The sequence below is a fragment of the Mycobacterium arosiense ATCC BAA-1401 = DSM 45069 genome, assembly GCF_002086125.1.
GTDB lineage: Bacteria > Actinomycetota > Actinomycetes > Mycobacteriales > Mycobacteriaceae > Mycobacterium > Mycobacterium arosiense.
Genome location: NZ_MVHG01000004.1, coordinates 123,795 through 137,006 on the forward strand (window position 1 = coordinate 123,795; position 13,212 = coordinate 137,006).

Here is a 13,212-nt window from a genome sequence, read left to right on the forward strand (position 1 = left end):
AGCCCCCCTCGGCGGCCGGCCGGACCGCTCAATGCAACCCGCTCTGATTCTGGCCGGGCCGGGTGACGCCGTCGGTGCCGTACTTTCGCAGCCGCTCCTGGAGCTCCGACAATCGGAGGGCCCGGGAATCCTCCTGCGTGGGCGCGCCGCCGCCGAGGCGCCGCGGCACCCAGAATTCGCCCTTCGGGTGCGGATATTCCTCCTGCACCCGGTACAGCAGGTCGTTCATCGCCGAACGCAACAGCAGATTGAGTTCCTCGGTTGTGCCGCGCGGTGGCAACGGCTGCCCGGCTGCCACCGTGATCGGGACCTTGTTGCGGAACACCTTTTTGGGGTGGTCCTTGGGCCAGATCCGGTGAGCGCCCCACACGACGATCGGAACGATCGGCACGCGGGCCTCCAGCGCCATGCGCGCCGCCCCCGTCTTGAACTCGCGCAGTTCGAAGCTGCGGCTGATGGTGGCCTCGGGATGCATCCCGATCAGCTCGCCCTGGCGCATGCGCTGCACGGCCACCTCGAAGGCGTCATGCCCCGACCTGCGGTCCACCGGGATCAGCCGGGCATGATTGATGACGTAATCGACCGCCTTCACGTCGGCCATCTCCGCCTTGATCATGAAGTACGCACGCCGCCGGCGCTCGCGCACGGCCATCAGCGTCGGCAGCCAGTCCAGATAGCTGGTGTGGTTCTGGGCCAGCAAGGCGCCGCCGCGCGCGGGAATGTTCTCCAGGCCGTGATAGGTGAACTTGGTCCCCTGCATCGCGACCATCGGCGGAACGATCCATTCCGCCAGCCGGTAGAACCCCTCGGGCATGTCCTCTCCTTCGCCTACTGCGACGGGCGCTCGGCCCGTTTAGCCGCGCGCACCGCCGCCTCGGTGGCCTCGATGCGAGCGGCCTCGGCCAGGGTCGGCGCCGTTCCGCCCAGCCGGCGCGGCATCCAATACGCACCGGGCCGGCCCGGATAGTCCTCTTGGGCCCGGTGTAGCAAGGCGGTCATCGAGTCGCGCAGGGCGGCTTCGGTCTGCGCGACGTCTTCGCGCGCCGGTAACGGCGCACCTACCTGCACAGTAATGGGTATTCTCGCGCGGCCCACATTTCGTGGGTGGTCCTTGGTCCAGATGCGCTGCGCCCCCCAGACGACCACCGGTACGATCGGGACGTCGGCTTCAATGGCCATCCGCGCTGCGCCGGTCTTGAACTCTTTGAGCTCGAAGCTGCGGCTGATGGTGGCCTCCGGATACACCCCCACCAGCTCACCCTCCCGGAGCCGCTGCACCGCCACCGCGTAGGCACCCGCCCCGGCGCCGCGATCCACCGGGATGGTGCGGGTGTGCTTGATCAGGAAGTTGACCGCCTTGACCTGCTGCATCTCGGCTTTGATCATGAACCTCAGCCGACGCCCCCGCCGGTGGACGGCCAGCGCGGCCGGCAGAAAGTCGACATAGCTGGTGTGGTTGATCGCCACCACGGCGCCGCCCCGCTCGGGGATCTGCTCCTCGCCGCGGTAGGTGATGTTGGTGCCGGTCGCCTTGACCACTAGATGAGCCAGCAGCTCTAACGCGCGGAAGGTCGGCTCCACCATCAATTACTACTCCGGCGCCCCTGCGGACCGGGCCCGCCGAGCCGCCCGGGCGGCCGCCTCCTCGGCCTCCAGCTGGGCCGCCTCCGCCAGAGATGGGGCGCCCCCGCCCAGCCGATGTGGCACCCAGAACTCGCCGCCGGGATGCGGCCCGTACATCTCCTGCGCGCGCTCCAGCAGATGCTGCATGCGCGAGTGCAGCAACCCTTTGAGCTCCTCGATGGGCAGTGTGGGCTCGATCGGTTCGCCGACCAGCACCATGATCGGAACCTTGGGCCGCCACAGCTTTTTCGGGTGATCCTTGGTCCAGATCCGCTGGGCCCCCCAAACGATGTGCGGAACGATCGGCACCCCGGCCTCGACCGCCATCCGCGCGGCCCCGGATTTGAATTCCTTGATCTCGAAGCTACGGCTGATCGTGGCCTCAGGGTAGACGCCGACCAGCTCCCCGTCCTTGAGGTTGCGGACGGCGGCTTCGAAGGAGGCGGCACCGTCTTGGCGATTCACCGAGATGTGTCGCAGGCTGCGCATGATCGGCCCGGTGACCTTGTGGTCGAACACCTCCTGCTTGGCCATGAACCGTACCTTGCGGCTTAGACCCTGCTTGTAGGCCGGCAACCCCGCGAAGGTGAAGTCCAGGTAGCCGGTGTGGTTGATCGCGATGACCGCTCCGCCGCTGGTCGGCAGGTTCTCCACGCCGGCGATCGTGATCTTCAGGCCCTGGACGCGCCATACCAGGCGGGCGAGCTGAATGACAGTCCCGTAAACCGGTTCCACAGCAGTTCAGCCTAATGCTCCCGGCCAGGTGCCGCCCCCACAGCCAGAAATCGCAGGCGGACGGCCGCCCGCGCTAAGCTCGGGGGCGCAAAAGCCGTCATCCCCGGCCGAGGCCGCAGAAGCTATTGAAGAACGGCCTTCTACCGGCCCCAGAAAGGTATCAGTGCAGGTCACCAGCGTCGGCCACGCCGGATTCCTGATTAAGACCCAAGCGGGCAGCATTCTGTGCGACCCCTGGGTCAATCCCGCCTACTTCGCCTCCTGGTTCCCGTTCCCGGACAACAGCGCGCTGGATTGGGACGATCTGGGTGACTGCGACTACCTGTACGTGTCGCACCTGCACAAGGACCACTTCGACGCGAAGAATCTCGCCGAGCACGTCAATAAGGACGCGGTGGTGCTGCTGCCGGACTTTCCGGTGCCCGACCTGCGAAATGAACTGCAAAAGCTGGGGTTTCACCGATTCTTCGAGACCAGCGATTCGGTCAAGCACCGCATCGCCGGCCCGAAGGGCGAGCTTGACGTCATGATCATCGCGCTGCGCGCACCCGCCGACGGCCCGATCGGCGATTCGGCGCTGGTGGTTTCCGACGGCGCGACAACGGTTTTCAACATGAACGACGCCCGGCCGGTGGATCTGGAGGTGCTGGCGGCCGAATTCGGGCGCATCGACGTGCACCTGCTGCAGTACTCCGGAGCCATCTGGTACCCGATGGTCTACGACATGCCGGCCCGCGCCAAGGAGTCGTTCGGCATCCAGAAGCGGCAACGTCAGATGGACCGTGCCCGCCAATACCTCGCCCAGGTCGGGGCGACGTGGGTGGTCCCGTGTGCGGGCCCGCCCTGCTTCCTCGATCCGGAGTTGCGCCACCTCAACGACGACCATTCGGATCCGGCCAACATCTTCCCCGACCAGATGGTGTTCTTAGACCAGATGCGCAGGCACGGCCACGACGGCGGGCTGCTGATGATCCCCGGGTCGACCGCCGATTTCACCGGCTCACAACTGAATTCGCTGACCCATCCCCTGCCCACCGATCAGGTCGAGGCCATCTTCACCTCGGGCAAGGCCGACTACATCGCCGATTACGCCGAGCGGATGGCGCCCGTCGTCGCCGCGGCGCGAGCGAGCTGGGCCCCCGCTACCGGCGAGCCGCTGCTCGAACCGCTGCGCGCCCTGTTCGAGCCGATCATGTCGCAAAGCGACGAAATCTGCGACGGAATCGGCTATCCCGTCGAACTGGTGCTGGGCCCGGAGACGGTGGTTCTGGACTTTCCGAAACGGACTGTGCGGGAACGAATTCCGGATGAGAAGGTCCGCTACGGCTTCGAGATAGCGCCGGAGCTCGTTCGCACCGTGCTGCGCGATCGCGAGCCGGACTGGGTCAACACCATTTTCCTGTCCACCCGGTTCAGGGCCTGGCGAGTCGGCGGCTACAACGAGTACCTGTATACGTTTTTCAAGTGCCTGACCGCCGAGAGGATCGCTTACGCCGACGGCTGGTTTGCCGAGACGCACGACGACTCGGCGTCGGTCACGTTGGACGGCTGGGAGATTCAGCGCCGGTGCCCGCACCTCAAAGCCGACCTGTCGAAATTCGGCGTCGTCGAGGGAAACACGTTGACCTGCAACCTGCATGGGTGGCAGTGGCGATTGGACGACGGACGCTGCCTGACCGCCAAGGGCCACCAACTGCGGAGTGAGCGTGCGTGAGCGCATCTTACGATGACGGCCTGATCCAGCTGGATAGTGCGGCGATCACGTTGCGCCGCTACCACTTTCCGTCGGGCACGGCGAAGGTGATCTTGCTCGACGCGATCCGCGGGTACAAGGCCGAGCCGCTGGGCCTTTTCACCCAGCGGTTCCGGATCTGGGGCAGCTCGGACTTCCGCCGCTGGCTGCCGCTGGATATCGGCCGTCCGCTCAAGTCGACGTTGATCACGCTGGACGTGCCGGGCACGCGGCCCAGCCCGGCATTCACGCCGGCACGTCCCGAAGAGTTCACCGCCCTACTGGACGACCTGCTGAGCCGGCGCGGCTAGGACGCGCGCGACTGCTACCGCATGTAGTCCGCCAGGGCGTTTCCTATTGCGGCCTCACGTCCACGCCGAACTCTCTGAACGGTTTGCGCGCGATCGCGGCACGATTCGGTCTCCTCATCGAAGAACTCGCGGGACGCTCTCGCGAATGAGCGTGTCGGATCAAAGCATTCGATATCGCTGCCCCATCGCTCCACTAGTGCGTCGTCATGGCAGCCTCGCTGCGATGTCATCGATCAGCCAGGCACCGTCGGTTTCGATGGTCTTCACGTCATGCCAGCCGGCCAGCTCGGAGATCGTCCCTCCCTGCACCGCGAACACCTTCCCGGTCAGCGGACACTTATCCGACGCCAGGTAGCCCACCAGCGGCGAAATGTTCGCGGGGCTGAATAGGTCCAGCTCTCCTTCCTTGGGCTCGCCCATCAACGCCCCGATGCCGGGCGTGGCAAGGGTGAGCCGGGTGCGCGCGATTGGCGCGATCGCGTTGACCCGCACCCCGTACCGGTGCAGCTCCTCGGCCGCGATCAACGTCATCGCGGCAATGCCCGCCTTCGCCGACCCGTAGTTGACCTGCCCAGCGTTGGGGATCGTCACACCCGAGCTCGACGCGGTGTTGACGACCGCAGCATTGGGCTGGTTACCGGCCTTGCTCTGCGCCTTCCAATACGCGGCCGCATGATGCAGCATCGCGAAGTGCCCCTTGAGGTGTACCGCCAGTACGGCGTCCCACTGGGTTTCCTCCATCCCCGCGATGAAACCGTCGCGCAGAATTCCGGCGTTGTTGATTATCACGTCAAGGCCGCCGAACTCGCTGACCGCCTGCTCGATGAGGCTAGCCGCGCCGTCCCATGTGGCGATGTTGTCGGTATTGGCGACGGCCTTGCCACCGGCTGCGAGGATCTCGTCGACGACGTCGTGTGCTGGGCCGGCGTCGGTGCCCTCGCCGGCGTTGCTGCTGCCCAAGTCGTTAACCACGACGCTGGCGCCCTCGCGGGCGAACAGCAGCGCATGTTCACGGCCGATGCCGCGACCGGCGCCGGTGATGACGGTGATCCGTCCTTCCAAAACTCCCATTATTTACTCCTGTGACTGTGTAATTGGCGATGACGGCCAGGCCGTCGTAAGAGCGAACTCTTCGCTCGGCTTCGCCGTCTCGAGCCTTCTGGAATTCGTAGGCGGTCGCGCTATCGGTCCGAGCGGCCTGCCAGACGCGCGTCTTCCAGGTCGTCGCCGGGGAAGACCATTCGTCGAAGCGCGTCGCAAATCGGTCGGTTCAGCGCTCGGCGCGCTGGTAGGCGGTGATGACGGCGGCTCCGCCGAGTCCAATGTTGTGTTGCAAAGCGCCGGTAACACCCTCGACCTGGCGTTTGTCGGCGGCGCCGCGCAGCTGCCAGGTCAGCTCGGCACACTGCGCCAAACCCGTTGCCCCCAAAGGATGTCCCTTGGAAATCAGGCCACCGGACGGGTTGATCACCCAGCGTCCGCCATAGGTGGTGTCGCCGTTGTCGATCAACGTGGGCGCCTCACCCTCGGGGCACAGCCCAAGGGCCTCGTACAAGAGCAGCTCGTTAGCCGAGAAGCAGTCATGCAGTTCGATGACCTGGAAATCCTCCGGACCTAAGCCGCACTGGTGGTAGACCCGTTGTGCCGCGGCCACGTTCATGTGGTAACCGATCAGGCCCCTACACGTGCCGTCGAAAGAGTTCGCGAAATCGGTGGTCATGGCCTGCCCGACGATCTCTACCGCCTGACCGTGCAGGCTGTGCTTGTCGACGAACGCCTCAGAGGCAAGGATTACTGCGCCCGATCCGTCCGAGGTCGGCGAGCACTGCAATTTGGTTAACGGGTCATAGATCATCCGTGCGGCTAGGATGTCGTCGAGGGTGTATTCCTCCTGGAACTGCGCGTATGGGTTGTTCACCGAATGCTTGTGGTTCTTATGGCCAATTTTGGCGAAATGCTCAGCGGTGGAACCAAATTTCTTCATGTGCTCGCGTCCGGCAGCACCGAACATCCACGGCGCCGGGGGGAACAGCACCTCGGAGATCTCCGCCATCGCCGACATGTGTTTGTCCAGCGGGTGGGCGCGATCATCATAACTCGCCTCCAACGACCCGGGTTTCATCTTCTCGAAACCCAACGCAATCGTGCAGTCGGCCAATCCCCCGCGGATCGCCTGCGCGGCAAGGTAAAGCGCGGTGGATCCTGTCGAGCAGTTGTTATTCACGTTCACCACGGGGATTCCGGTCAAGCCCAGCTCGTAGAGCGCCCGCTGGCCTGAGGTCGAATCCCCATAGACGTAACCGACGAAACCCTGCTCAACCTCGCGGTAATCGATGCCGGCGTCCGCAAGCGCTTTGGTGCCCGATTCACGGGCCATGTCGGGATAATCCCATGCTGACCCGTCGTCATTGAGCCGCCGGCCAGGCTTCTCGAACTTCGTCATACCGACACCGACTACGTAGACCCTATTTGGCAACAAGCTACCTTTCAGCTCGGAGACCCGCTGACATACAGGCCTGACTGTATGATTGTAACCCATTGCGACAGTTCGACTATGGCGGAAAAGAGCTCGCTGACGCGGCCGCGCGCGACAACGTCCGGGAAGTCGTAAACGAAACGTTACGGCTAGTACCGGCCGTTCGAGGCGCAGCCCACGACGCGACTACCCGAAGAACAATTGATGTGGTTGTGCCACGAAAGCATCTATCAGGCTGTGTACCAACCTCATTCGCCCTTGATCCGACGACCACAGATCAGGTCGCCACACCGCGGTCCGTTGCGCACCGGCAGGATCCAACGCCGCGCTCACCAGCGGCCGGGCTGACACTGACTACACCGTAAGGTTGAAGTTCGGGTCTATTCCGTAGAGTGACAAGGACGCCGCCAGCACCACGCACACGATTGCCGCCAGCGAGGCACGCATCGACCGACCCACTGCCGTTCCCACTCCGACGGGCCCGCCGCTGGCGTAGTAGCCGTGGTAGCAGTGATTGAGCATCACGATGATCGAGATCACGATCGCCTGGACGAACGACCAACCGACATCCTCGGAACGCAGGAAAGTTCGGAAGTAATGGTTGTATGTGCCCAATGATTGGCCGTAGAAGAACGTCGTGGTGATCTGCGCCGCTAGGAAAGACATCATGATCGCCATTGCATACAGGGGGATGATCACCACGAAACCAGCGAACACTCGGGTCGACACCAGGTAAGCAATCGATTTGATCCCCATCACTTCGAGGGCATCGATCTCTTCGCTGATGCGCATTGCGCCAAGCTCCGCGGTCGCGCCCGCGCCGACGGTGGCCGCGAGTGCCACACCGGAGACCACCGGCGCAGCGATGCGCACGTTGACCAACGCGGCGAAAAAAACCAGTGAACGCCTCGACCCCGATGTCGCCCAGCGACGCGAAACCCTGGATCGCGATGAGCGATCCGCCGGAGAGCGTGACAAATCCGACGATCGCTACGGTGCCTCCGATGACCGCCATCGCACCGGTGCCCATACCGATCTGGGCGATGAGCCGCAACGTCGCAAGACGGTAATGGCGCAGCACAAACGGGATCTGCCTCAGCGTTGTGACCACGAAGAGCGTCACATGGTCAGCGCCGCCCACGAACCGTGCCGGTGCGCCGCCCCAACGAGTCGCGCGCGCATAGCTTCGAGGGAAGCGGGCACGCAGAACCACAGTTGTCGTCATGTCAATGACCCGTTCCGAACCGTACACCGATTGTCGTCAAGATAACGTTGATTGCAAACAGGGCGACCACACACAGCACAAGGGTCTCGTTGACCGCGGTGCCGACGCCTTTGGCGCCCCCGGCGACAGTTAAGCCGCGGTAGCAGCCGACGAGCCCCGCGATCAACCCGAAAGTCGCCGCTTTAACTATCGAAATCAATACTTCGGGCAGACCGGTGATGAGCGTAAGAGTTGCCAAATAGGCGCCCGGAGAGACGTTCTGGATGAAGACACCAAACACAAAACCTCCCACCAAACCGATGATGATTACCGCGCCGTTGAGCAACAGCGCCACGAAAGTGGAAGCCAACACTCGCGGAACGACCAGCCGGTGAACAGGGTCGATGCCGAGCACCTTCAGCGCGTCAATTTCTTCGCGGATGGTCCGGGCGCCGAGGTCGGCGCAGATTGCGGTGGAACCCGCACCGGCGATCACCAGAACCGTGACGAGCGGACCCAATTGAGTGACGGCGCCCAGAGCCGCGCCCGCGCCGGACACGTCGGCGGCTCCGAACTCGTTGAGCACGGTGTTGAGCGTGAACACGACCAATACGGTCATCGGGGTCGACACCAACAGGGTCGGCAGAAACGCAACCCGCATCAAAAACCAACTGCTGAAGACGAATTCGTTGTGATGAAACGGTAGCCGGAAAATCGCCTTGCCAGTCAGCGCGCACATGTCGACAAATCCGCCGACAGCTTCGAAGCCCGGTCTGACCTGTTCGCGCAAGTATCGGAACGTGTCGCTAGATACTGTCATTCGTGCCCTTGCCCCTCATGCCGCCCACCTGCAGACCGTGGCGAGGGTGTCAACATCTGCTTCCACCCGTCGTCGCCGGCTGGGGTGGAATCGTTGACGTCGTACCGCGTGCCGTCAGGTGCGACGACGATTCGACTTTGCGGGCTGTAGATCGCGTTTGGGCCACCCACCGGGCTATAGGCACACGGATTGGGTTGCTGCCCATTGCATGTCACTGTTCCCTGGTGGGGCCGGGTCGCTGGATCACTTGTCGGAACGGGGGGTGGAGGTAGCTTGTCGGCCGGGGCCGGATTCGACCCACTGTTCACCGTCGGTGCGGGGATGACGAGGCCGGGCTTCACCGGCTGATCGCAGCGCGCGGCCGGTGCCGGGCAGGTGAGGGTCTGGTCCGGGTCGCCGTACCAGGGGTTAGTACCGGCGGGAACGTAGGGTTTGTTGCTGCGGCACTCACCAGGCGTGGCGGCTCTTTTGCCGGGCACGTCGGCGCACGGGTAGTTTCGTGCTCCCCGAACGCCATTGCCCTGGAAGTCTTGTGGGATCTTGCAATACAGACCCGACGGAACGGGCGCGCTGCTGATATCGGCCGGGGAACGCCATTGTGACGCTGGCAAGAAACCGGTTAGGCATGGTGGGGGCTGATTGAGCCCGCCTGTGGCAAAGACTGTCCTGGCAACTCGCGGATCGTACGTGGCGGACTGGCCGATCGACCCTAGTTGCGGGATGATCACCAAAACCGTTTCGACATTCGCATGGTAGCGCTTGAGCATGTCGAACACGACCTCCAGGTTCGCAAGTGTCTGCGGCAACGCATCGCGGACATCGCTGAAGACGGCCTCAACCGCGTCGGCGGTCGGAGCGGCCTGCGTGAGGTCTCTCTTTAGCGCCTGATCCCGTTCGGCGCTTTGTGCGGCCAGATCATTCAGATTGGCGGCCCAACGTTGAATTTCGTTACCGGAGTCGACTTGGCTATCGAGGATCGGGGCGCTGCCGTCGATGATGTCGTCGATTGAGCGCAAATTCTCATCAAGGTCGTGGCTCAATCCTTCGGTGGAGTCCACGAGTCGGCGCAGTGCAGAGCCTAATCCACCTACGGCTTGCGACGTTTCGTTCAGCAGCGAACTGATCTTGGGTGCCGGCAACATCGCCAGCGCGTGATTGGTGGCATCCAGTGCGGGACCAATTTCGGCTGGCACGGCGCCCTTGGTGATGGTTTGGCCGTCAGCCAGATAGCCTGCGGGCGTACCCGTGGAAACCAGGTCCAGGTATTGCTCACCGATCGCAGATACCGAATGAACATTGGCCGCAGCGTCCACCGGTATCTTGTAGCGGTCGTCGATGCTCATCGTCGCGCGCACGCCGTTTCTCGTCGGTTCAACGTCGGTGACCTTGCCGATCGTGATCCCTCGGTACGTGACGTTTGCCGTTCGATACAGTCCGCCCGACGCCGGCAGCTGCGCATACAACCTGTACTGTCCGATGCCCAACTGAGACGGCAAGCGCAGGTAGTACCAGCCCAACGTGACCAGCGCAACCAGCGTCAGCACGCTGAATACCCCCAGCTGTATACGAATGAACCGAGTGAGCATGCTCTATTCGCCACGCCTGACGGGCGCGTCGGCAGGGTTTGGCGCGTACCGAATGTCGGGAATCATGGTGGCGGGGTCACGTCCCCATGACTGCTCTAATGCGCGCAACGCGCCCGAAAATCGGGTTCCTGTCAGCATTCCGTTATCGAGGGTGCTGAGCGTCAAATCCAAGACACTCGAGACGTTGACGTAGTCGCCGCGCACCACCTTTTCAACATTATCGATGTTAAACGGTTGGGCTAGAAACACTTTCAATGCGTCGATCACGTAGGGCGCCGCCCGGCTGAGCTGTTGGAGCGGACGCTGCAGCAATCTCAGGTTGGTTTGGAGGTCATCTCCCATGTCCTTTATCGCCTGGTCGACGTTGGCACTCAGCCGGCCGACTGCCTCGACAGCGTCGATGAAGAACCCTCGATTGTCGGCGAAATGCTTTGCCAGCGGCGGGAACTCGGTAAGCACGCGGTCAAGGGTCTCGTTTCGGTGCGCGACGATACTCACCAGCCGATCAGTGGAGTCGATCACCCGGGTTATATCCTCCCGCTGCTTGTCAAGCTCGCGGGTGGTGGTGTCAAGCCGGCCGAGGAAATCACGGATTTGGCTAGCTCGGCCAGAAAGCAGGTTGTAGGCCTCGTTTTGGATGACCTCAAGGTTGGGGATGCCTCCACCGCGTAGGACCGTCGCAATACTTGCCAGCGTTCGCTCCACGGTGGGAAACGATGACGTGCATTCATGGCTTGGCGGTGGGCAACCCGGGCTCTTCAGCGGGATCGTGGCGCCGTTCTGCAAGCGCCGCAGCGATGCGTTAGGCGGGGCTTTGAGCTCAACGTGTTGGCTGCCCAACAGACTGGTTTGCCCGATCATCGCCAGCGAATTTTCCGGCAGCTTCACATCCGATCGCAGGTTCAACGTCAAAGTCGGAATCCAATCCTTCAGCTCGATGGCGCGCACGGTGCCGACGTAGACGTCGGCAACACGCACCCGACTGTTGACGTTGAGCGCCAGAACATTAGGAATTTGGACATAGATCGTCATTCCACGGTCGCTGGCACTGCCAGGAAGCGGGACGTTAGCGATGCCCCGCCAGCTTCCGCACGAGGTCAACGCCACGGCGATCGCCAGCAATCTCACACCACGAACTACCACGCGTTTGAACCATGCCGCTGTTCTTGTTTCAACTGCGTACCGCATTAGCGCGCTCCTGGTCCTGTGGGCACCGGCGGTGGCGCGGGTGTTGGTGCCGTCGGTGGACTCCCGGCCGATGGTGAAGGGCTCGTTTGGTCGGCGGCGTTCGCCGGGTTCGGCGTTGCCGTCGGAGGCACCGGCGAGCTGACATCCGCACCGGCCAAAAGCTCCGATAACGACTGCGGCGTGAGCATCTCGGTCGACGGCGCTTGAAGGTCCACGCCCTGCATGCCGGGCCCAAGGATCCAGCCCGGCTGGTGGTTGCCGTGGGAGAAGACCGTGTCTGGCGACCATACGCCTGGCACGGTCGTGTCCTTATACCCTGGCGGAGGTTGCAAGCGCGGCTCCGAGTATCGCACGTTTTGAGGCAGTGCGTTGGCCGTGCCGAACAGGTCCGCGCCGAACGGAAAATAGTTGAATTTCGTCGCGTCCAAGACCGGCGCGAGGTATTGGGCACACAGTTCGGCCGATTCCTGGTATCCGAGCCGACTGGCAGCCTGAATCGAACTGCAGATGAATTGCAGCGGGTTGGCGAAGTTGGGAAAAGTCAGCAACGCGGCCGACGCGCCATGCGCGGGTTCGTATGTGTTAGCGGCGTTGACCGCCTGATTGGGCAGCACGTGCAGCACGGTCTCCAAACCGTCGCGTGGTTCTGGTTGCAGTAGCGCGTTGGTCGTTTCCGACAGATTGCTGATGTCGTGGGCCAGCGTCGAGCCGTTGTCGGTGATGAACTTCCGCGCGGCCGGCAGCAGACGATCGAGGGCTTGCAACGTGCGGCCGAATTCGTCATCGGAGTGAGTGAAAGCGTTGGTGAACTGAGCCAGGTCGCTGTTGAGTTCGACGAACTGCTGATCGTTTAGGCGTAGCGCGTTGACGAACCGCGCGAGGTTACGCACGACCGCGAAGATGTCGCCACGACCCTCGTTGACGGTTGTCACCGCGTCCGCCAACGCAGTTAGCGTGTCGTTGATCTGCTTGCCCTTGCCCGCCAGGCCGTCGGAGAGCGATTCGATAACCTCCCCGAGTGGACCCTTCGGCCGTTGGGGTGTGGGCCCAAGTTCGGTGAGCAGTCGGCTGATCTGGTCGCGCAGGTCGTCCCACTCGACGGGCACTTGGGTTCGCTCGATCGGTATGACCGCTCCGTCCTTCAGTTCCGGACCGTTGTCATCGGGCGGCGAGAGCTGAATTTCACGTGAGGCCACCAGACTGGGGTTCACGATCGATGCGGCCGTACTGGCTGACACCGGGTGGCTGTTGCGGTAATGAAAGGTGACCTTCATCTGGTCACCGACCGGCTCGATTTTGTCGATCGTGCCGACCTGTACGCCCATGATCTGCACTTTGTCGCCGGGATACAGTGCGACGGCGGTTGGGAAGTACGCCACAACAGTGTTGTTCGTCAGCTTTTGGTAGATCTGGGAGCCGACCAGGGCAGCTGTCAGTGACAGTGACGTGGCGACGACGCCAATGAGGCCGATGGCGCGGGAGCGCCGAGAACCCTTGAACAGTCCGAGGTTTCGGATGTTGAGTAGCGTCGGCACCT

The 13,212-nt window shown here is 63.1% G+C and carries 11 protein-coding genes and 1 pseudogene; 2 read left to right on the forward strand and 10 right to left on the reverse strand.

Annotation, left to right across the window (positions count from 1 at the left end; all coding sequences use genetic code 11):
* Window positions 1–28: 28 nt before the first annotated feature.
* From BST14_RS03170 to BST14_RS03180, 3 genes are read right to left on the reverse strand one after another with little or no spacing between them, the layout of a single operon-like run.
* Complete coding sequence (locus BST14_RS03170) at window positions 29–814, reverse strand: lysophospholipid acyltransferase family protein (protein ID WP_083063136.1); 786 nt, start codon at window positions 812–814, stop codon at window positions 29–31.
* Window positions 815–828: 14 nt separating this feature from the next.
* A complete protein-coding gene (locus BST14_RS03175) occupies window positions 829–1,584 on the reverse strand; it encodes a lysophospholipid acyltransferase family protein (protein ID WP_083063137.1) in 756 nt (251 codons plus the stop codon).
* Between the two features lie 6 nt (window positions 1,585–1,590).
* Window positions 1,591–2,358, reverse strand: coding sequence for a lysophospholipid acyltransferase family protein (locus BST14_RS03180; RefSeq protein WP_083063138.1), 768 nt, complete (start codon window positions 2,356–2,358; stop codon window positions 1,591–1,593).
* Between the two features lie 163 nt (window positions 2,359–2,521).
* On the opposite strand from BST14_RS03180, the gene BST14_RS03185 reads away from it, so the two are divergent.
* Together BST14_RS03185 and BST14_RS03190 are read left to right on the forward strand one after the other, a co-directional pair.
* The gene (locus tag BST14_RS03185; protein WP_083063139.1) at window positions 2,522–4,072 is read left to right on the forward strand and encodes an MBL fold metallo-hydrolase; all 1,551 of its coding nucleotides are present in this window, start codon (window positions 2,522–2,524) and stop codon (window positions 4,070–4,072) included.
* Window positions 4,069–4,401 carry a hypothetical protein gene (locus BST14_RS03190; RefSeq protein WP_083063140.1) on the forward strand — a complete coding sequence of 111 codons (333 nt, stop codon included), beginning with the start codon at window positions 4,069–4,071 and terminating at the stop codon, window positions 4,399–4,401. The genes BST14_RS03185 and BST14_RS03190 overlap by 4 nt, the downstream gene beginning before the upstream one ends.
* A gap of 204 nt (window positions 4,402–4,605) precedes the next feature.
* Here BST14_RS03190 and BST14_RS03195 read toward each other — a convergent pair whose 3' ends face one another.
* From BST14_RS03195 to BST14_RS03225, 7 genes and pseudogenes are all read right to left on the reverse strand, one after another.
* The gene (locus BST14_RS03195; RefSeq protein WP_083063141.1) at window positions 4,606–5,472 is read right to left on the reverse strand and encodes an SDR family oxidoreductase; all 867 of its coding nucleotides are present in this window, start codon (window positions 5,470–5,472) and stop codon (window positions 4,606–4,608) included.
* Between the two features lie 199 nt (window positions 5,473–5,671).
* The gene (locus BST14_RS03200) at window positions 5,672–6,877 is read right to left on the reverse strand and encodes a lipid-transfer protein (protein WP_083063198.1); all 1,206 of its coding nucleotides are present in this window, start codon (window positions 6,875–6,877) and stop codon (window positions 5,672–5,674) included.
* A gap of 354 nt (window positions 6,878–7,231) precedes the next feature.
* Window positions 7,232–8,102: pseudogene (locus BST14_RS03205) on the reverse strand (ABC transporter permease).
* Window position 8,103: 1 nt separating this feature from the next.
* Complete coding sequence (locus tag BST14_RS03210) at window positions 8,104–8,901, reverse strand: MlaE family ABC transporter permease (protein WP_083063142.1); 798 nt, start codon at window positions 8,899–8,901, stop codon at window positions 8,104–8,106.
* The gene (locus BST14_RS03215; RefSeq protein ID WP_083063143.1) at window positions 8,898–10,487 is read right to left on the reverse strand and encodes a virulence factor Mce family protein; all 1,590 of its coding nucleotides are present in this window, start codon (window positions 10,485–10,487) and stop codon (window positions 8,898–8,900) included. Before BST14_RS03215 ends, BST14_RS03210 begins: the two co-directional genes overlap by 4 nt.
* A gap of 3 nt (window positions 10,488–10,490) precedes the next feature.
* The gene (locus BST14_RS03220) at window positions 10,491–11,675 is read right to left on the reverse strand and encodes an MCE family protein (protein WP_083063144.1); all 1,185 of its coding nucleotides are present in this window, start codon (window positions 11,673–11,675) and stop codon (window positions 10,491–10,493) included.
* Entirely contained in the window at window positions 11,675–13,210 is a 1,536-nt protein-coding gene (locus BST14_RS03225) for a virulence factor Mce family protein (RefSeq protein WP_083063145.1), read from the reverse strand. Before BST14_RS03225 ends, BST14_RS03220 begins: the two co-directional genes overlap by 1 nt.
* Window positions 13,211–13,212: the final 2 nt, after the last annotated feature.